An 18644-nucleotide genomic window follows, 5' to 3' on the forward strand; every position below is an offset into this window, starting at 1 on the left:
GGCGATCGATGTGTACAGCTACGGTTTCTCGCAGGCTGCGAAAACCGACTTCAGCGGTCAAGCCATGTCGAGCACCCTTGCTTACGCTGCCGCCAATCCCACCATTGTTGCACAGGAAACGGTCAAGGCCGCTGGTGTGGTCCTAGGGAACCTATGGTCGGCTTTCGTGCCCCGGTGGTAATACAACCGTCTTAAGCGCCGCGGCTCTAGGTGTCAGCCGAAAATCTTAAGTCGGACGGTGAACAAGAAATTCTTCCAGAATCTCTTCTACGGTATCGATTATCAGTGGAGGTTAGGCGACTTGCAGCGGTAGGGGGGAGCTTGACCCGGTTTCCCGGACACCTGATCTGTAGCGTTGCTGCTGCAGGAGAGGAGTCCGAGCTATGCCCGCTGCCCATCCCGAGGAGTTCTGCCGCCGGGCGGTCGACCTGACACCCAGCCGGGGGCGAGTGTCATGCGCATCGCGTCCGACCTCGGCATCAGTGAGTCGTGTCTGCGCAGGTGGATGAAACTCGATGACGTCGATGCCGGCCGCGTCGACGGTCTGTCCACGAGCGAACGCGCCGAGCTGGCACAGTTGCGCCGAGACAAGAAGCGCCTCGAGACCGAGGTCGAGATCCTTAAACGCGCAAGCGCCTATTTCGCGCGGGAGAACATCCTCCCAAAATAGGTTTCCGGCTGGTCCACGAATTGGCTGCGGACGGCTTTCCCGTCGCGGTGACCTGCCGGACCCTCGAGGTGTCGAGATCCGGATTCTACGACTGGCGACATCGACCACCGTCCGAGCGTGATATGTCGGATGCACTGTTGGTAAACAGCATCCGTGATATCCACCAAGGCTCACGCGGGGTGCTTCGGCGCGCCGCGGGTCCACGCCGAACTCCGTCTCGGCGGTGGCATCTCGGTCGGACGCAAACGTGTCGCACGGGTGATGCGGCTACTCGGCGTTGCTGGTATCGGTGCCCGCCACAAGCGTCGCCACCGACCCGCACCAGCGGTGCACGACGATCTCGTCGCCCGCCGGTTCGTCGCCGAGCGGCCCGATCAGATCTGGTGCACCGACATCACAGAACACCCCACCGGCACGGGCAAGGTGTACTGCTGCGGGGTCCTCGACACATTCTCCCGGCGCATCGTGGGATGGTCGATCGCCGATCACATGCGTACCGACCTCGTCGTAGACGCACTGCAGATGGCGCTGTGGCGACGCCACCCCGATGCCGGGACGATCATGCACCCGGACCGCGAATCTCAATACACCAGCTGGGTTTTCGGGCAACGACTGCGCACGGCAGGACTGCTCGGGTCGGTGGGTCGGGTGGCCTCGAGCGTCGACAACACGATGATGGAATCGTTCTGGTCGACGATGCAACGCGAGCTGCTCGACACCCGATCGTGGGACAGCCGAGACCAGCTCGCCTCCGCGATCTTCGAATGGATCGAGGCCTGGTACAACCCGCATCGCCGGCACTCCGGGATCGGCTACTCCTCGCCAGTGGACTACGAACACGCCTACCATCGACGGGTCACCTCACAAGTGGCCTGAACACCCAACCCGAACTGTCCGGGAAACCGGGTCAAGCTCCGTGCTCACCACACCGTCGACCACGGACACCGCGTGTGGTCCCGTACCTAGCACGTAAAGCAGGTCCGCCACCCGAGTAGCGAGGGTATCGGTGCTGTGCGTAACTCGGCGCGTGTCAGGGTGCGGGGTAGTCGAGGCGACGACCGCGGCGCCGTGAGCACCCGCGAGGTCGGCGCGCACCTTCGCCTACTCGGTTGCGCCTACAGGACCGGACAGTAGACGCCGATCCGAGATGGATTCGTACGAGTGGTTCGAATCGGGTTCAGTCACGTGAAGGCTCCTCGGCCCTCCCACCACGACACTTGCGGCGTACCCGAAACGCGGCCAACGAATCATGCAGATGCCACAGCAACAGCTCGGTAGGCCCGCGTGCAGCAGGGGAATCCCCGCTCGACGCGAGGGCAGGAGCCGGTCAGCGCACGGTCACGGTGGGGCAGAGCGTCTTCTCCGGTTTCTCTAGACAAAGACGGTCGCGTGTCAGGCATGGCGTTACCGTGAGCATTCGCGTCGCGGCCGGCGGAGTCATCTGCGAAACCAATCATCTGAACCGATGGGGATCACCGGTTGCTCGGAGCCTTCGGTAGGTGTGGTTCCTCCACGTCGAAGCCTCGATCACCTCTCGGTGATGATGCCCTGCTGAACGGCCGTAGCCACCGACACCCCGCGCTCGTCGGAGATCGTTTTCGCTACCAGAACGGATTTGGGGTTGTTCGGGTCCGGTGACAGCCGTCAGCTCGGGTGAGCCCGTCCGAATTCTCCTCAGGTGGTCACTGCGGCCTGTCGAGTGGCGGGTCGGAGCGCGAACGCGCCAGGGGCGGCACCAGTGCGCCGACGATGGAGGTCATCACTCCCACCAGCTCGGTCAGCGGTGGCCGGGGCTCGAGCTGCGACCACCGCTGACCCACTTCCCCCACTGCGCCCGTGAAGGCGGCCGTAACGACGTCGTAGCCGCCGGGAGGAACGTAGTCGTGGGCGATGTGGGCGCGGACAAGCATCTCGAAGAAGTCGGCCCACACGCGTTTGCGTCGAATCCGGTAGTGGTCCACGCGTTCGCTCACGCCGTTCATCTCGACGAAGCAGACCCTGGCCCGGCGAGGGTCCGTGCCGAGGGCGTAGAACAGTGCCTCGATACCGACAGGTACGACATCACCGAGCGTCGAGGTCGACGGCAGTCGGTCCATTGCGTCGGCGACAGCAGCGCGCACGTGCGTCTCAATTTGTTCGTGGACGCCGATGAGCAGCGTCTCTCGGTCTTCGAACTCGGTGTAGAACTGGCTGCGGGCCAGGTTCGCGGTGGAGCAGATATCCGAGACGGACGTTCTTGCAAACCCCCTGTCCCCGTATAGGGTCAGCCCGGCCTCGAGAAATGCGGCGCGGCGCTCGGCGCGGCGCAGGGCAATGGGTTTACCGCTGTACGTCCGTTCAGGCCGCACGGTGCTCATGGGCCGATGGTATCGGCGGCATCGCTGCGACGGGTGAGCCGATGCCCCCGCAGAGTCAATTGATCGGCGCACACGGGTGGACGAATGCTCATGTCGTTCACAGAGTTCAGTCCAACTGATGTGAGATCACGGAAGTCTGCGGACGCGGAGCCGATACCGACGAGAGTGACCGCGATGGGGATGACCACGGCAGTGTCGACCACCGCCACCGCACAAGATCCGCGCCATGATGGTGCTCGATGTCCCGTGTGCAGATCGAGTGCGTCAGCGCGGTTGATGCTGCTGCGGTGCGAGTGAGTTTCCCGGGGCGATTCTCCCGCAGTTGCTCGGCGCCGGGTGGTCGGCGAACCGGTCCGTCAGCCACGCCAGTGCGCCGGGGAGCCACAGCACTGCGCCAGGGATGTGGCTGAGGGTGTCGTACTCGTCGTACTGAACGGTCAGACCTGCTTCGCAGTATCTGTTCATCAGACTGCGGACATCACCTGCGACCATGACCCCGTCGCCAGCCCCTGTTCCCGGTGCCCCGGGTTGGGTTCCTTCGACGATGCCGTTCGACGCCTGCGCCACGAACATCGGGATGGCCGGAATCGGTGCCTGCCCCATGTTGAGAGCGTTGGCCACATCGACGTACTCGGGCACCGAGTTCGGGTCGGCGTACTCGGGTTTGACCAGGTCCGTCCAGGTCAGGCCCGGGTACTGGAAGAGAACGTTCAGGATCGAGGCGTCGTCGAGGTGCGCGGACACCTCCCGCCCCCGGTCGCTGAGGTAGCGATCGAAGTCGATGTCGTACGCGCGGGAAATGCCGACTATGGCCATTCCGACGACCCCGCCCCAACCAACGCTTCCCCCTGCGTAGCGCAGATTGTTGGCTGGATTGACAAGCAATCCGCCTTGGGCGGCGCCGAGCAGATTGTCGCTGATGTCGGGCGCGTACTCGGGAGCGAGGATCGCCGCCCAGTTGGTGGCGATCGCCCCACCGGAGTATCCGATCAGGCCGATCTGCGCGTCGTCGCTGATTTCCGTTTCCGGTACTTGCTGCGATGCCCGCAGTGAGTCCAGGGTCATGCGGCCGTACTCAGGTCCCGCAGCGAAATCTGCTGTGGGACCTTGCGTATCGGCGATCACCACGGTGTATCCGAGAAGTAGCAGCGGCGCGAGAATGTTCGCTTCCCCAGAAACCGCAGTTCCGCCGATGGCATCATTTCGTCCACTCGGGGTGAGGGTGAGTAAAGGCGTGTTCCCGGCAATGGCGCGCGACGGCCCATCGTCGGGATTCAGAGAGTCGTACGCGGACTGGTAGGCAACCACTTTGCCTGGTTGTGCATTCGGTGGTCGAAGAATCGAAGTGGTACTGGCGACGGGGCGGTCCAACGCGTCGGTCGATCGGTAGAGGATCTGGATCGCTTGCAGCGGTGTCGGAACGTTGAGTACGTGGTAGGGAACGGTGCGAGTTGCCAGCACAGCCCCGGGATCGAGATCGCCCAGCGGTGTCGAACCGGTGTACTCGTAGAACGGATCGAGCACCGGAGCTGCGGACGCTGCGGGAAGGCCGACGACACCGCTCGCGCCGACACATGCGACCACCAACAGTCGACAAGCAGATCTACCGAGCATCCTGACCCCACTTCGACTGCGCCATCGGGTGTGGGCGCGGTCACAAAAATTACTACTGCCAGGTAAGTTAACACGGATTTTAACAAAGTGAAACGGGCGCGTTTGAGATGACCCGTGCCCGTCGGTGCGATGCCGACTGCCGGCACCGGCTACCTCGGCGTCGATCACGACGACCCTGGCTTGTGCGACGCAGCGGCCGAGCGGTACGTCCAGTCAAGCGGGCATTCGCACTCGGCGGCCAGGCATGTCGGTTCTGCACACAGGGGTCCAGTCGTAACGGGTGAACCCGCCATTGCGGTCGAGCGGACACAGCTGGATCACCGGAATTCAGACCGCGGCTCCGCCGCGACGTTCTCGGTGTCGATCGAACAGTGCCACCTTCGCCGACGCAGCGCACCTGCCGAATGCTGTTTGTGAATCGCCAGCATTTCACTTACTGTGACCGCAGCCACTCACGAGCAGGAGCTCATCGTGCATTCACGGTCATATTCAGCAGTTTCAGGTCGCGGTCTCGTCATCGTCGCCACCGTCCTCACCTCGATCGGGACGGGGTTGATGGCGGCGCCCACGGCGACCGCCGCCCCTGGTTCCGAGATTCCGATCGAGCCCACCGCCGCGGTCACGCTCCCGCCGGAACTGGACCCGTTCTTCACTCCACCAGCCGGCATCGTCGCGGACGCCGAACCCGGCCAGGTCCTGCGAGCCCGCACGATCACACCGGCGGCATTGAGCGTGGCGCCGATCAACGTTGAAGCGTGGCAGCTGCTATACCGCACACAGGACACGCACGGTAACGCCATCGCGACCGTGACCACAGTTCTGCGGCCGCGGGGCGACGCCCCGCCGGGCGGGCGGAAGTTGCTCTCCTACCAAATCCAGGAGGACTCCACCGCCCAGTACTGCGCCCCGTCGTACGTGATCCAGCACGGATCCATACCGGCGGACTTCGTCAACTCGGGTGAGGCGTTGACAGCGATCTCGGCTGGGGTGTCGCAGGGATGGACGGTGGCCCTTCCGGACTACCAAGGTCCGAACTCCGCGTACGGCGCCCCCGTCATTGCAGGGAGAGCGACACTCGACGGTATTCGTGCGGTGGAAAGCTTCGAACCGGCTCAATTGAACGGGGCCCAGACACCGACCGCGCTCTGGGGGTATTCGGGCGGCACCATCCCCACATCGTGGGTCGCGGAGAACGCGCACCTGTACGCCCCCGAACTCAACATCGTCGGAACTGCCAGTGGTGGGGTCGCGCTCGCGGACGGTGAGGAGACGTTGCGCCACAACACTGGTGGCGTGTGGGCCGGGTTGGTCTCGCCCACCCTCATCGGCATCGGCCGCGAGTACCCGGAGGTGCAGCGCCTGCTCGACGCCCGCACGGACGACTTCGGTCGCGTGGTCAACACGGTCAAGAGCGCCCTGTGTCATCCGCAGGGCACCAACGTGTTCCCCGGTTACGACTATCTCGCCACGTACATCGGTGGAGAGGACCCGCTGCAGATCCCGGAAGTGAAAGCAGTCATCGCCGAAGTGACCCTCGGCCATCACGACCCGACCATGCCCGTGTTCATCTACCACGCCCAATACGACGAAATCATCCCGAGCGCAGGAACGGACCGTCTCGTCGACCAGTACTGCCGCAACGACGACGTCCAGGTCACCTACGTGCGGGAACTGCTCGCCGAACACATCAGCGGGTTCATCTCCTCGCTGCCCACCGCGTTCACCTGGATACAACAACGCCTGAACGGGGTGCCCGCCCCCGAGGGTTGCGACATCACCTCGCCGACATCGACGCTCACCACCGACGGGGCGCTTCAGACCATCGGCGACGTGCTCGGCGACATCGCGGGCGCAGCTGCGGGCCGGGCGATAGGAGTGGGCGCCGGCTCGTAGAATTGCCCCATGGTCGTCCCCGCTGCACGCTCCTACGGGGGACGATCCGCACACGCCCGGCGCCTCGAACGTAGGGACAAACTCATCGACGCCGCGATCACCGTCTTCGCCACAACGGGCTACGCAGCGAGCTCAGTGTCCGAGATCTGCACCCACGCCAACCTGTCCACCAGGCAGTTCTACGCGGAGTTCGCCGACCGTGAAGGGGTTCTGGGCGCAGCGTACGACCTGGTCAACACCAACGCATCCGCTGTTGTCGCCGCCGCCGCCGCCGCGACCGTCGACGACCAGTTCGACATCCGCCTCCGGAAGATCGTCCACTCCTACCTCGCCGAGATCGTCCGAGATCCGCGACATGCGCGGATAGCGTTCGTCGAAGTCGTCGGAGTCAGTGCGCCGATGGAGGCCAAGCGGCACGCACGAGTCGAGGCGTGGATCGAACTACTGGACCTGGCGGCGGCGCCGGCGGTCGCTTCCGGCGAGCTCCCGTCGCGGGACTACAGGCTGGCGTGGATCGGGTACATCGGGGCCGTGAATGCCTTGGTGGCCCACCGAACCCTCAATTCACCACACACCCCCATCGACGATCTCGTCGAGGAACTGGTGCGGATGGCGCGCAGCGGGGTGCTGCACTGAACATGCGTGCCGGAAGGGGGGTGTCGGGCGAGTGATCATGATCAGCTCACACGCGCCCTCGTGCCGGAGTCCCAGACCGCCTGGACCCTCAGAATGTGTGCCCTGATTTCGTCCAGGCGTTGATCGCATCGGCGCGGCGGTTGGTGGGCACCAGGATCAGATCGCCGTCGAAGGTGGAGATGACGAACACGGGGCACTGAATGTTCGCCAGCGGCAGCGTGAGTCCAGCAACGATTCCGGTGGTGTCGAAGGCAATGGTTCCGTCGGTGTAGAAAGCGGTCCACGGCCCGTCGGTCGCGGCCCCCACGGGCACTCGGGATCGGGGGCACACGATCGAGAGCTCACGCTCCGTACGAGTGACGGAGAGCGCGTCGTGCGCGTCGACGTCGGCAGTCGGATCGAGTCGCGCCACGACGAACACGTCGTCGAGTTCGCTCAGCGCCGTAAGGGGAAGTTCACGGTTCATGGCCACCTCATGGGGCGACGCGGAAGACCTGTCCGGCCACAAGTATCGCGTCGATGAATGTTGGCACAGCCGGTCTGCCTCGTGTGCGTAGGGAGGTGCGCGCGTCGTCGGCGCTGCTCAGCGTTCGGGCGTCTCGGTGAGTTGCGTGGTGAGGTAGTTCCGCCACCGAATCGAGAGCCGGGACAGTGGAATCCGATCACCACTGAGGCTTCGTGATCATGAGTGCGAGAACGACAATCCAGATCATGTTCAGGTAACCGGCCTGTCCCACTGCTCGACCGCGGGCTTTCGGGTCGGTCGGGGGGTCCTGCAGCATCCTCTGTTGGGTGGGAATGACTTTCCACACCAGAAGGCCGGCGCCGAGTACGACGAGCGCGATCGAAAGCAGAACCCACAATTGCGTCAACTGGCCGGTGGCTACGGCGAGGACCGCACCCACGAGGGGGGTGATGCCCGCCAGGCGCCCGTACGCCTTGGTGATTCGGTGCATCTCGATCGCCACCGGGTGGCCCCTCTTGTCTGCGTAGGCAGCTGCTGCGTCGCCGGTCGCATATCGCGGGAACACGCTGGCAGAGACCGTGAGAGCGCCGATGAAGATGATGGCGGTCGCGATGTGGATGACGAGGAGAACGTGGGTCATATGGTGGTCCTGGGGGTCGCTGACGTGGATCAGGGGATGAGTGGGGAACCGTCGGGCCGCATGACGTACCACAGCCCGCCGTTGAGGTTGATGTCCTGCCCGCGATGCTGACCGGGTTGCTTGTCGGCTGCGTAGCGGTACAGCGGCCAATCGCGGTAGGTGACGACCTCTCCGCCCGACGGGCTGGATCGTGTGCCGATCAGCGTGGGGTTCACGCCCTCGTCGGCCGCGGGAGCCGCCCCCTCTGCAGCGGTGAGCGGAGGCCAGTTGGTGGCACAGGTGAACGTGCAACTGACCTCACTGGCCTCGTCGGGTTCGAAGACGTACAGGGTGTTGCCCTGGCCGTCGACGAGAAATGAACCCAGGTCCTGGGTGCTCGAAACTGCAAGCGCTCGAGCACGTTCGGCGTCCCCTACGGGATCCGAACCACATCCGGCGACGCAGGACAGGACGGCGCTCGACATGATCATCGCCGTCAGACGGCGAAACGGAATCGACATAACATGCAGTCTAACTGTATGTGTAGGTAGGCTGACCGTGAAGTTCGACAACCCGGCGGGACAGGAAGCATCAGTGAACGCATCGCATGACACAGGGCCGAGAATTGCCGTCAGTCCGACGATGGTGCTGATCCTGCAGGCGCGAGCACTCGAGGCAACTCTTCAGAAGAAACTCGAAGAGATCGGTCTCTCGCTCCGCCGGCTCGGCCTCCTGGGACATTTGCAGCGCGAGCCGGGCATCTCGTTCAGCGCGTTGGCGCGCCGGGCCGGCATCAAGGTCCAGAGTTTGCATCCGATCGTCGCGACGATGATGACCGACGGCTACGTCGACACTGTCGGCGGCGTCGATCAGGGCAGAGCGGCGGCAATCGAGTTGACCGACGCCGGCATCGAGGCCCTGTCGAGAGCGCATGCCCTCATCGCCCAACTCGATGTCGAAATGTTCGGGGACGGAGAGTGGGCGAAGTTGGGTGAGGCCTTGACCGATGTCGGCGAGGCTCAGGTACGTACACGCACCCCACGCTGACCCCGCGTCAACCCAGGAGCCGGCGGCCGTACCAGTCGTCGTCGTCGACCACACCGGGGAGGACGGCGAAGATGGCGCTGGTCGTTGCCTCGGTGAAGCGATTGAGGGCATCGGATTCCGCCAAACGTCGCTGCACGGGAACGAAACTGGTTCTCGGATCGCGCTGGTACGAAACGAAAATCAACCCGGCATCTTCGTCGGTGCCACCGGCAATCTGTCCGTTGGAGTACGAATAGGACCTTCGAAGCATCTCTTCACCAGCGCCGCGGCGGGGCGCAGCCAGACGGATGTGCGCATCGTCGGGGGTGGTCAGCGTCCCGCTGGTATCCACGGCGGCGAGATCGACCGGGTCGGATTCGTCCCTGGCGCCGAGTGGCGCTCCGGACGAGGTGTGTCGACCGATGGTGCGGTCACGGGTGACCCCATCTGCGCTCTCCCACTCCGACAACAGCATGCGAATACGCCGCAGCACCACGTAGCTCCCGCCTTGCATCCACTCCGGTGAGGGGTCGTCGATCCATACTGCACCGCCGCTCGAACCTCGGCTGACGGCGATGTTGTTGGTGCCGTCCACCTGGCCCATCAGGTTTCGCCCGTTCGTGCTGCTGGTGGAGGCAGCGACACCACGAAATCCATTCAGCTGCCACCGCGGAACGAGCGCATCCCCGGCTGTTCGGCGGACCGCACGAACGGCCCCGCTCAGATAGATCGCGTCGTTGGAACACAGCTGGACGAAGATGTCACCGTACGAGGCGTCGTGGTCGAGGCGGTCGCCCGGGAACGCAGGTAAGTCGATCAGTGGTTCCGGGCGAGCAATGCCGAGTCGATCCAGCATTCCCCCGCCCACGCCCACCGTCATGGTGAACATTCCGGGGCCGGAACCGCTGGAGACGGATGACGGGTCGACCGATGTGTCGCCGGACGCCAGTGCCGAGGCCACCGCTGTCCACCGCTGCATCGTCTGCGTCAACTGTGTACGGCCCGTCTCCGCGGCCAGGTCGAAGGACAGGAAGCTGGCATGGGTGGGGGTGGGATCTGCGATTCCCGGTTGGTGGGCGCCGTGGAACTCGACGGTCGTGGGTTGTACGGACGGGGCCGTCGTCGCGGCCTCGGGGGCCGTATCGGGGGCGAGCTCACGTCCCACGGACAGGCCTGCCGCGGCGGCAGCGGCGGCGGCGGCGCTCCCGACCAGGAAGCTTCGGCGAGAATTCTTGCCGGCCATCACTCGGTCACATCCCGGTTCTTCAGGAGGTTGATCGTGCCGACCGCGACCGTGGCACAGAGGACGGTGGTCGCGACAAGTGCTCGTGTGTACGGACTTCCGTCCGATCCTGCAGTCGCGACTGTGGCGAACGCGCTGGCCGGGAGCAGCCCCTGACCGAGCGGCGCGACGTTGATGATCAGGCTCTCGAACAACGCGTACACGAGTCCGACACTCAGTGCGGCAGTGGAGGAGCGCAACACCAACCCCAGAGCGCTTCCCACCAACGAGAACGCCATCATGCCGAGCGCCAGATTGCCGATGGCATAGACCGCTTGCCACACTCCTTCGCCCCACTGCGTCGTGTCGACGTTCCAGAGCCACGCGCATATCAACGTCGTGGCGACGGCCGTGAGAGCACCGATGAGGGCGGCGATGAATGCTGCCGACGCCAGCGCCAGCCACTGGCCCACCAGCCAGGAGGCTCGTCGAGGCTGACGAACGAACTGCACGCGAATGAACCCCGTCGAATACTGGCTCGTCACATGCAGAATCGACGCCGCCAGCACCACGATGCCGGTGACCATCACGGGCCGGCTCACCATCTGAGACAATGCGTCGGCGTTCGCGAGGTCGGCCAAGATGGTCGGTGGATCGGTGAAGCGCGATCCACCCGGCGCGGCGGCGGTAGTGAAGGTGAAAGTCACTGCCAGCGTTGAGAACAGCGCTACGGCGGCCAGTGCGGGCAGCACACGGCGTGGTCGCGCCACCATGATCCAGGCTGCTCTGAAAGCTCCGTTCATCGAACTGCCGCCAATGTGCTCGTCGAGGGGGTGGGTGGACGGAAACCTTCCGCATCAGCACTGGACATGGCGGCGAGGAACGCGTCCGTCAGAGTTGGCCGGACGGGCGATATTTCTGTGAGAACCACCCCCGCCGCGAACGCACTGTCGTTGAGTGTGGCAGCGATGTGGGGTTCGCCCATGACCACGATGGCACCATCGTGGTCGAGCTGCGCGGAATGTCCTTGTCCGGTGAAGATCTCCAAGACCGCCCTCGTCGCGGCGGGGTCGTCGGTCCTGCATCGAATCGTCCCGGACCGTGATTCGAGCAAACGGTTCGGTGAACCGTTGAACATGACGCGGCCGTGATTCATCGCGACCACGTGGTCACATAACTCCTCGATCTCATCGAGGGCGTGGCTGGCGATGATCACCGTGACGCCGTCTGTCGCGAGTGACCGCAAGAATGTGCGTAGTTCGACGATGCCGTGTGGGTCGAGTCCATTGGTCGGTTCGTCCAGGATTATGGTCGACGGGTGGCCCAGCAGGGCGGCAGCCAGCCCTAGGCGTTGTTTCATGCCCAGCGAGTACGTGCTGACCCGCCTATCAGCTGATTCGGTCAGGCCCACGCGCTCCAATGCGGTGTCGGCAACCTCGTCCGCCCACCCCGCGAGGCGGGTGAGTACCCGCAAGTTCTGGCGTGCAGTCAAGCCGGGCAGAAACCCGGGAGACTCGATGAGCACCCCCAGATCGGCCGGGCTGCCGCCAGTGTGGGCGCAGTGAGCAGTGTCGTTGCAGTCGGACGGCTCGACGCAGATGCCTCCCGCATCTGATTCGACCAGTCCGCACAGCATGCGTAGTGCTGTGGTCTTACCTGCACCGTTCGGTCCTATGAGACCGGTGATCCTGCCTCTGGGAACACTGAAGGTCAGAGGGCCGATCTTGGTGGCATTCGACAGCGTGGCAGTTGCACAGTCGACGACCACGGCGGCCGTTGACCGGTCGCCCTCGGTGAGCTCGACATCGAATGCATGCCCTGCGGTCGGTTGTGCGTCGGCCACCGCACCGATGTATCTCGCGCGCCACAGAGCAAGTATTCCGCCCACCCCCGGTATGACGGCGAGCCACTTCGCCGACCGGGGGAAGGGGAGAAGCAGTGCCAGGACGATCGTGGCGACGTACAGCAATCCGTGAATGGGCCCACCGGTGGCTGTGATGGCGGGGTAGTGAACGGTGACGCGATTGACCACGATGGTGAGCAGCGAGAACAGTTCCAAACTGGACACCACCCGCATCGGAGTCATCGCCGCGACCCGGTCGCGTGAGTTCGATGATTTCATCGGGACACCTCCTACATGCAGTTGGACTGAAAGCTAGCACGGCTGTGCAGATCGGTGCTGTCACGCAGCTCACGCCTTGCCTCGCGCACTCGGGGTCCGGCAGTCGACCCCATCGGTGACGTCCTTTCGCACGGGAGTAAGCGAACCGACGAGTATGGCCCGAATTCACCTGCGGGAGAGGTGGATCAAGGAGGAACCCGATCAGGGTCGGCCCGCTTGCGCAGGCGTCTTCTCGGTGCCGCGCAAGGTGGGCGTAGCCAGTCCACCGATCGCCCAAGGGCTGACGCGCAGTCGGCTTTCCGGCGCATCCGAGGACTGGGACGAACCGGCAGGTCCAGCTCGCGGTTCTTCGGTTTCCCGCCGCTGTCAGTCGACGATGACGATGATCGCCGAACACTTCCGCGGTGAAGCCTGGATACAACCAAGTGGACGAGTAGACCACGCTGGTGCAGTGAGGAAAGTCAGGCGCCGTCCTGAGGGTCCGGTCGGGGTGTTCGAGGCGCTGGTCGGAGACGAGCTGCGACGCCTTCTCGGCGTGCGCGATGTCGGGAAACAAGGGTCCGACGCGCGACGTCTGGTTCCGCGAGCTGCGCGCGTCATGACTCTTCGGGAACCCGCCCGGCATGAGTCCGGGTCAGTCGGTGTCCCCGCGGGATCGTCGCGGATTCGTTTCGATGCTCGATTGGTGGCGATCACGAACTCCGCTCACTTCCGAGCGCGGCAATCGGCCGGCGCGCGATTCGCCGCTCATCCGGTCACCAGCGATGCGAACCACGAATGTCAGGTTCAGCCGCATCGGCTTGGTGATGGTCTGTCGCCACGTCACCTCCGTTTCGTGGTCGTATTCCCGGACGGCGATGTCGGCCAGGGCTACAGTTTCGTGCTTGCCGGTAGCGCTACCAGTGATCGCGCCATCGTGCGCATCGAACTGGTAGATCGCCCGCATCGACCCGACCGGAGTCTTCATCACGACATCCCATCTGCCCGCAATGCTTTCCATCAGACGGCCTGCGGCAATGCACCGCGGTTGGTCCACACGGTTCCGCGGCGCTCGAACGCGAAGTAAGCCTCGACCGCCAGCGCGATGCGAGGTCCGTAGCTGCGGTCGAGCAGATGCAGCGCCAGATCCAAACCTGACGTCACACCGCCTGCGGTCACGAGATCACCGTCGTCGACCACCCTGGCATCTACTGGAATTGCCCCCGTTGCCTCCAAGACCTGCGTGCCGAGATGGTGTGTGTTCGCGTGTCGGCCATCCAGGAGTCCGGCCATCGCCAATGCCAGCGAACCGCCACACACCGTCGCCACCGTGACATCGGGGTGGGCCAGTGCCCGGCGCATCAACGGGCCCGCCTCGGTATCGCCGAAGCGAGCCAGCAAGACAGGGATCGTAGCCACCTCGTCGGGATCCGCGTCGACGGGTCCGAGCGCGCCGGGAACAATGACATAGCCCGGTTTGGTCGGGTCCAAATAGTTGGTCGCTTCCAGTTGCAAGGGCCTGGATCCGGTGCATCCGCCTCTGACCAAGCGCGGACCCTCGGCGGACACGAGTTCTACCTCCAGGTCGCCGCCGACGAAGTCGCTCCCGGCGATCAGAACCTCGTAGGGCGCCACGACGTCCAGCGGATCGAAACCGTCGAACAAAACAATTTGTGCGTGCATGTGACCATCCTGGGTCGTATCGAGTGCAGCCGACAGTGGCACCAGCGACATTCGTCGCCTGTAAATTGCCAGTCGGTCCAGCCTCCCAGTCGGTCCAGTCTTATCGACGCAGCGACATCTCCAACCAGGCGGGACCCGCCACACTATTGCCGACAGCACGGGGAATCGGGTGCTCCGTATCGCCCGAGCAGGACGAACCTGGGGCTGCGAACCGGCCAGGCGGTGACAATCGCTGGTGGCAGATCTGCATCAAAGCGACGTCCTGTTGCCAGGTGTCGGTACGGTTGTCCCGTGCACACCATCGCCGTTCTGGCCCTCCCGGACGTCATCGCCTACGACGTGTGCATGGCCATCGAGACATTCAGCCGTGCCCCGTTGCCGAACGGTGAAAACGGATACGAGGTTCGGGTGTGCGGCACTGAACCGATCGTCGAGGCGGGGCCGCTCCGGATTTCCACGGAATACGATCTCGACGGCTTGGTCGATGCTGACACGATAATTGTTCCCGGGCGCAACGACTGCGTCGCCCATATTCCCGCCTCGGTTTTGACCCAGCTCCGAAAGGCTCATTCGTCCGGTACCCGCATTGCCTCGATCTGCACCGGCGCATTCACGGTGGCCGCAGCCGGCTTACTCGATGGCAAGCGCGCCACCACGCATTGGGCCTCAGCCGAACTCTTCCGGCACACGTTTCCACACGTTCTTCTAGATGTGAATGTTCTATACGTCGACGAGGGGCAAGTGTTGACGTCGGCAGGTGCATCCGCAGGGCTCGATTTGTGTCTGCACATGGTGCAGATCGACTACGGATCGGCTGCGGCTGCCCGCGCGGCAAAGCTTGCTGTCGCGCCCCTCCATCGAAGTGGCGGACAGGCTCAATTCATCGCGCGGAACCAGTACCCGGTCAACCCCGCCGGGCAGAAGTCAGAACTGAACGGGACTCTCGCATGGATCGAGGAGAACGCCCATCATGACCTCACCTTGACAGACATTGCCGAGCACGCCGTGACGTCACGGCGCACATTGAACCGCAAATTCAGAACGGAAACCGGTCAGACGCCTATGGAGTGGGTGACCGGTGTCCGAATACGTCACGCTCAGGAACTGCTCGAACGCTCCTCTTATAGCGTGGAACGAATTGGCCGCGAGGTTGGCTTCGTGTCCGTGTCCAACTTCCGCGACCAATTTCGGCGCTTGAGCGGGACAGCGCCTCAGAGCTACCGCGATGCCTTCAAAGAGCACGACGCACATCATTCTGAGCGGGAAATAACTTAGTTGATAGGGAGCCTGACAACACCGGATGGGCAAAGGTCCTTGAGCAGTATCGATGCCAATATTATAAGCAATCAATTCACTGTTTAAATGTACGTACTGATTGGTCGAGCCGGGACCACGGATCGAACTGGCAAGGCCGGTTGGTTTGATTAGTGCGCCTCCTGCGAATGGCCTGCCCCATCCTTCTGCTCGATTGCTCCAATTTGCGAACAATGAGCAGTCCTACTTCCCCGACCGGGATGGCACCCGGATCTTGTCGACTTCAGCTTGGTCCGGCCGGCCCAATTGGGAGATGCATACCGTCTCACCGCCCACCACGGTCGATGCTGGGTTCGATGCTCTGATCTCTGTCTCCTGGTCTAGCGGTCGGTGCGCCAGCAGGCGCTCGTACCGACGAGCTGTCGAGTGCGGCGGCGTTGGAGGTGTCGGTGAGGAGGTGCGCGTCGATTGCTTCCGGGTCGACGCCTGCGACGGTGAGTTCTGTCCTCTCCAGTTCTCGGCGTTGCGCGGTGTCCCAGTTGACGCCCGTCAGCGAGATACGTTGCGTTATAACAGAGCTCTGCGATTGCGGCTCGTTGAGAGCAGATCTGTTGCGGTCGCCGATCTCGCGTCGGGCGCGGTCGGCGAGTTCACGCTCGACGGCGGCTGCGACGGCGGCGGTGTTCACGGTGTCGTGTAGCGCGGTGAGGTCGATGCCCTTGTCGGTGCGCAGCCGGTTCTCGATGGTGACCGCTGCCCGGTCGGCGACCGGGGAGGTGTTCTTCCAGGTGTGTGCGATCCGGACGGCGTCGACGATGTGCGCATCGTCGGCGGTGGCCCACCACTGCCGGTCATCGGTGCGGCGAAGGAACGCTTCTGCGGAGCGTTGTTCGGAGTTCAGGCGCCCGGCCAGGGCTCGTGATTGTGCCTCCGATCCGGCGGCCGCGGTGCGGAGGGTTTGCTCGCGGCGGCGGGCGAGGGCTTCGGCTACTTGCATCGCGACCTGCACGGCTGTGCGCAGGACCATGCCGGTCTGGCGGGAGAGCTGTTCGTGTTCGTCGTCGGCCATGGGTGACTCCTTGGTTCAGGGTGCCGGGTGCGTGTGGGAGGTACGGGTGCCGTCACGCGGGTGAGACCGGTGAGTCGGCTGTGTGGAGCGCCAGCAGCTCGGTGGGGATGGCGATGCTCGGCAGCGGGTGCACCTGCCGGTGGTCGGGGGTGCAGTCCTTGAACGTGCCGTCCGGGGACAGCAGTCTCGACATGTGGTGATCGGCGTGGTCTTTCCACCACACGCTCATCCCGGTGGCCGGGTCGAGCCGTAGGTACTCCCAGGCCCGCCAGAGTGCGTCGACGCGGGCGCGGGCTTCGGGGTGCAGGAACCAGCTCGGGCACCACCGCATCGCCGGGTGGTCGATGGTCTTGCGCCGGTACGCGGGGGCGAGGAAGTCGGCGAAGAACCGGTACGCGTTCGGGTAGTACGGGCCCCGAGTTTCGGGGTCGGCCCGCTCCCCCGCCCCGCCTGTCTCGTTGTCGGTGTCACTGTCCTGCAGCTCATCTCGATCATCATCGGCGCGTGATGCATCAGTCGGCCACGCTTCGCCCGTGTCGGAGCCCGGGTCGAACTCGTCGCTCACGAGGCCACCGCCGTGTCCGGCCGCAGCACTGCAACCGAGTACTTCTGCGGCTGTGGGAGCAGCGACGTGGCATCCGCCGGATCCGGGTCGTCGGCATTGATGTGCACGGCGGGGTCCTGGCCGGCACGGACCCGGGCATCGGCGACGGCACCGGCGAACGGCCCGGCGTACCAGGGCATCGTCTCGATCAGCGCCGGAGGGCATTTCGCGGCGCGCAGGATCGCCCGCCCCGCCGGGATCGCTTCGAGAGCATCCGCGGGCAGGGTGCGGATCTTCTGCCGTTGCTGCGAGCTCGACCGGCCGGAGGAGTTGGTGGAGACGGTCTGGCTCATCTCCCAGTGATCACCGAGGGCGGCGGAGGTGTTCTCGAGGAACCGGCCGTCGTCGGTGGATCCGCCGCCGCCGTAGACGCGGATCGTCGACGCGCCCCACAGCTTCTTCATCCCGCCCTGACCGAAGCATTCCTCTGCTTGGGACCAGGACTGCAGGATGGTGGTGACGGTGACTCCGCGGGAACCGAAGTGGATGCACCGGTTCGGCAACTGCCGCCACCGCACCACATTCGCAGCTTCGTCGAGGGCGTACGTCGCCGGCACCCGCAGCCGCCCCGCCGGCAACGATCCTTCCGCGGGGGTGGCGGTGGCCCGATCGACCAGGGCGTCGGTGACAGCGACAGTCAACACGGTGACCAGGGCGCCGCACTCGTTGGCGGCGTCCTCCATCGACAGGCAGAACAAGTGGGTGCGTCCTCGGCGGCGAACGCTCTCGAACAACGTCGCACGGATCCGGCACGGCAGCGGTGCACCGCCACATCGGACCACGGTGAGTCCGCGCACGTCCGCACCTCCAACGGGTCGCGTTACGGGTCGTGTCACCGTCGTGTCATCGAGACTGAAAGCCCTGGTCAGAGCCACCGGGACCGGGGACCTTTACAGTCTGGATGAAAAGGTCTGTTCCGAATACTTGCTGGTCAGAGCGGTGCCGCCGTGTACTCCACGGACCTGCGGCACTTCATTCGGGCACACCCAGGACTGAGAAAGCGGTCATGCGAATCGCATAACCGCTGTTCAGCGTACGTTTTGGAGCCGCCTTGGGGAATCGAACCCCAGACCTTTTCATTACGAGAACGACGAGAGCTATTCAGGACGGTCTGCCGGAGTCCACGAAATTGCCTTGAACTGGCGAAACAGTCCCTCCGGGGCCACATGGATTCACGGGCGTCGGTACCGAGTTGTGTCACCCTCGTGTCACGGACAGCCCGCCGGGTCCATATGAACTCACCACCAGTCCCTGGCTCCCTGCTTGCGAACGGGCAACAGCTACGGTTCCCGGCGCGGGTCTTCGCGCGAGCGGTCCGCCTTGCTCGATCTGTCACGTGCATCGAGCAGTCTCTGGCATCCGCCACCGCCACGAACTACCGTGGCACAGCCTTTGTAGGGTGCTCAGACCACCGCAAGTTGCCCTGGACA

19 protein-coding genes are annotated in these 18644 nt (G+C 64.3%); 6 read left to right on the forward strand and 13 right to left on the reverse strand.

What is annotated here, in order from left to right; all coding sequences use genetic code 11:
* The first annotated feature begins 454 nt into the window (after nt 1-454).
* Together A3Q40_RS16235 and A3Q40_RS16240 are read left to right on the forward strand one after the other, a co-directional pair.
* Entirely contained in the window at nt 455-670 is a 216-nt protein-coding gene (locus tag A3Q40_RS16235; RefSeq protein ID WP_082833963.1) for a hypothetical protein, read from the forward strand.
* Between the two features lie 153 nt (nt 671-823).
* On the forward strand, nt 824-1546 hold the full coding sequence (locus A3Q40_RS16240; protein ID WP_082833964.1) for an IS3 family transposase: 723 nt from the start codon (nt 824-826) through the stop codon (nt 1544-1546).
* Nucleotides 1547-2352: 806 nt separating this feature from the next.
* On the opposite strand, the gene A3Q40_RS16245 is transcribed toward A3Q40_RS16240, so the two are convergent.
* Together A3Q40_RS16245 and A3Q40_RS16250 are read right to left on the reverse strand one after the other, a co-directional pair.
* Nucleotides 2353-3027 (reverse strand): TetR/AcrR family transcriptional regulator, encoded by a 675-nt coding sequence (locus A3Q40_RS16245; RefSeq protein WP_068103718.1) that lies wholly within the window; start codon nt 3025-3027, stop codon nt 2353-2355.
* A 264-nt stretch (nt 3028-3291) separates the two neighbouring features.
* On the reverse strand, nt 3292-4641 hold the full coding sequence (locus A3Q40_RS16250; protein WP_068103720.1) for a lipase family protein: 1350 nt from the start codon (nt 4639-4641) through the stop codon (nt 3292-3294).
* A gap of 438 nt (nt 4642-5079) precedes the next feature.
* Here A3Q40_RS16250 and A3Q40_RS16255 point away from each other — a divergent pair, with 438 nt between their 5' ends.
* Together A3Q40_RS16255 and A3Q40_RS16260 are read left to right on the forward strand one after the other, a co-directional pair.
* A complete protein-coding gene (locus A3Q40_RS16255) occupies nt 5080-6534 on the forward strand; it encodes a lipase family protein (RefSeq protein WP_235606334.1) in 1455 nt (484 codons plus the stop codon).
* Between the two features lie 9 nt (nt 6535-6543).
* Nucleotides 6544-7170, forward strand: coding sequence for a TetR/AcrR family transcriptional regulator (locus A3Q40_RS16260; protein WP_068103724.1), 627 nt, complete (start codon nt 6544-6546; stop codon nt 7168-7170).
* 88 nt (nt 7171-7258) lie between these two features.
* On the opposite strand, the gene A3Q40_RS16265 is transcribed toward A3Q40_RS16260, so the two are convergent.
* From A3Q40_RS16265 to A3Q40_RS16275, 3 genes are all read right to left on the reverse strand, one after another.
* Nucleotides 7259-7636, reverse strand: coding sequence for an ACT domain-containing protein (locus A3Q40_RS16265; protein ID WP_068103726.1), 378 nt, complete (start codon nt 7634-7636; stop codon nt 7259-7261).
* A 196-nt stretch (nt 7637-7832) separates the two neighbouring features.
* Nucleotides 7833-8276: a hypothetical protein gene (locus A3Q40_RS16270; protein WP_068103727.1), complete on the reverse strand. Its 444-nt coding sequence runs from the start codon at nt 8274-8276 to the stop codon at nt 7833-7835.
* Nucleotides 8277-8305: 29 nt separating this feature from the next.
* Entirely contained in the window at nt 8306-8776 is a 471-nt protein-coding gene (locus A3Q40_RS16275; RefSeq protein WP_082833965.1) for a COG4315 family predicted lipoprotein, read from the reverse strand.
* A 37-nt stretch (nt 8777-8813) separates the two neighbouring features.
* Here A3Q40_RS16275 and A3Q40_RS16280 point away from each other — a divergent pair, with 37 nt between their 5' ends.
* Nucleotides 8814-9302: a MarR family winged helix-turn-helix transcriptional regulator gene (locus A3Q40_RS16280; protein WP_157889638.1), complete on the forward strand. Its 489-nt coding sequence runs from the start codon at nt 8814-8816 to the stop codon at nt 9300-9302.
* Nucleotides 9303-9309: 7 nt separating this feature from the next.
* On the opposite strand, the gene A3Q40_RS20540 is transcribed toward A3Q40_RS16280, so the two are convergent.
* From A3Q40_RS20540 to A3Q40_RS16305, 5 genes are all read right to left on the reverse strand, one after another.
* Nucleotides 9310-10524, reverse strand: a complete 1215-nt coding sequence (locus A3Q40_RS20540) for a Dyp-type peroxidase (RefSeq protein WP_068103732.1) — start codon at nt 10522-10524, stop codon at nt 9310-9312.
* A complete protein-coding gene (locus tag A3Q40_RS20545; protein WP_162269857.1) occupies nt 10524-11255 on the reverse strand; it encodes a hypothetical protein in 732 nt (243 codons plus the stop codon). The genes A3Q40_RS20540 and A3Q40_RS20545 overlap by 1 nt, the downstream gene beginning before the upstream one ends.
* 47 nt (nt 11256-11302) lie before the next feature.
* Nucleotides 11303-12625: an ATP-binding cassette domain-containing protein gene (locus A3Q40_RS16295; protein ID WP_082833967.1), complete on the reverse strand. Its 1323-nt coding sequence runs from the start codon at nt 12623-12625 to the stop codon at nt 11303-11305.
* Nucleotides 12626-13259: 634 nt separating this feature from the next.
* A complete protein-coding gene (locus tag A3Q40_RS16300) occupies nt 13260-13595 on the reverse strand; it encodes a hypothetical protein (RefSeq protein WP_335340804.1) in 336 nt (111 codons plus the stop codon).
* Nucleotides 13596-13624: 29 nt separating this feature from the next.
* On the reverse strand, nt 13625-14287 hold the full coding sequence (locus tag A3Q40_RS16305) for a DJ-1/PfpI family protein (protein ID WP_068103739.1): 663 nt from the start codon (nt 14285-14287) through the stop codon (nt 13625-13627).
* Between the two features lie 291 nt (nt 14288-14578).
* On the opposite strand from A3Q40_RS16305, the gene A3Q40_RS16310 reads away from it, so the two are divergent.
* On the forward strand, nt 14579-15562 hold the full coding sequence (locus A3Q40_RS16310; protein WP_068103744.1) for a GlxA family transcriptional regulator: 984 nt from the start codon (nt 14579-14581) through the stop codon (nt 15560-15562).
* A 304-nt stretch (nt 15563-15866) separates the two neighbouring features.
* Here A3Q40_RS16310 and A3Q40_RS16315 read toward each other — a convergent pair whose 3' ends face one another.
* From A3Q40_RS16315 to A3Q40_RS20935, 3 genes are read right to left on the reverse strand one after another with little or no spacing between them, the layout of a single operon-like run.
* Nucleotides 15867-16610: a hypothetical protein gene (locus A3Q40_RS16315; RefSeq protein ID WP_068103747.1), complete on the reverse strand. Its 744-nt coding sequence runs from the start codon at nt 16608-16610 to the stop codon at nt 15867-15869.
* A gap of 52 nt (nt 16611-16662) precedes the next feature.
* On the reverse strand, nt 16663-17175 hold the full coding sequence (locus A3Q40_RS19930; protein WP_235606335.1) for a DUF4913 domain-containing protein: 513 nt from the start codon (nt 17173-17175) through the stop codon (nt 16663-16665).
* Nucleotides 17172-18011, reverse strand: a complete 840-nt coding sequence (locus tag A3Q40_RS20935; RefSeq protein ID WP_068103748.1) for a type IV secretory system conjugative DNA transfer family protein — start codon at nt 18009-18011, stop codon at nt 17172-17174. The genes A3Q40_RS19930 and A3Q40_RS20935 overlap by 4 nt, the downstream gene beginning before the upstream one ends.
* Nucleotides 18012-18644 lie beyond the last annotated feature (633 nt).

It is taken from the genome of Rhodococcus sp. PBTS 1, from assembly GCF_001620025.1.
Lineage (GTDB): Bacteria > Actinomycetota > Actinomycetes > Mycobacteriales > Mycobacteriaceae > Rhodococcoides > Rhodococcoides kroppenstedtii.

Excerpts from the sequence above, each read along its gene's own strand:
- A3Q40_RS16295 (WP_082833967.1), bottom strand. The coding sequence starts at position 12,625 with ATGAAATCATCGAACTCACGCGACCGGGTCGCGGCGATGACTCCGATG.
- A3Q40_RS20540 (WP_068103732.1), bottom strand. The coding sequence starts at position 10,524 with ATGGCCGGCAAGAATTCTCGCCGAAGCTTCCTGGTCGGGAGCGCCGCC.
- A3Q40_RS16235 (WP_082833963.1), top strand. The coding sequence starts at position 455 with ATGCGCATCGCGTCCGACCTCGGCATCAGTGAGTCGTGTCTGCGCAGG.
- A3Q40_RS16275 (WP_082833965.1), bottom strand. The coding sequence starts at position 8,776 with ATGTCGATTCCGTTTCGCCGTCTGACGGCGATGATCATGTCGAGCGCC.
- A3Q40_RS16250 (WP_068103720.1), bottom strand. The coding sequence starts at position 4,641 with ATGCTCGGTAGATCTGCTTGTCGACTGTTGGTGGTCGCATGTGTCGGC.
- A3Q40_RS16265 (WP_068103726.1), bottom strand. The coding sequence starts at position 7,636 with ATGAACCGTGAACTTCCCCTTACGGCGCTGAGCGAACTCGACGACGTG.
- A3Q40_RS16270 (WP_068103727.1), bottom strand. The coding sequence starts at position 8,276 with ATGACCCACGTTCTCCTCGTCATCCACATCGCGACCGCCATCATCTTC.
- A3Q40_RS16305 (WP_068103739.1), bottom strand. The coding sequence starts at position 14,287 with ATGCACGCACAAATTGTTTTGTTCGACGGTTTCGATCCGCTGGACGTC.
- A3Q40_RS16260 (WP_068103724.1), top strand. The coding sequence starts at position 6,544 with ATGGTCGTCCCCGCTGCACGCTCCTACGGGGGACGATCCGCACACGCC.
- A3Q40_RS16315 (WP_068103747.1), bottom strand. The coding sequence starts at position 16,610 with ATGGCCGACGACGAACACGAACAGCTCTCCCGCCAGACCGGCATGGTC.
- A3Q40_RS16245 (WP_068103718.1), bottom strand. The coding sequence starts at position 3,027 with ATGAGCACCGTGCGGCCTGAACGGACGTACAGCGGTAAACCCATTGCC.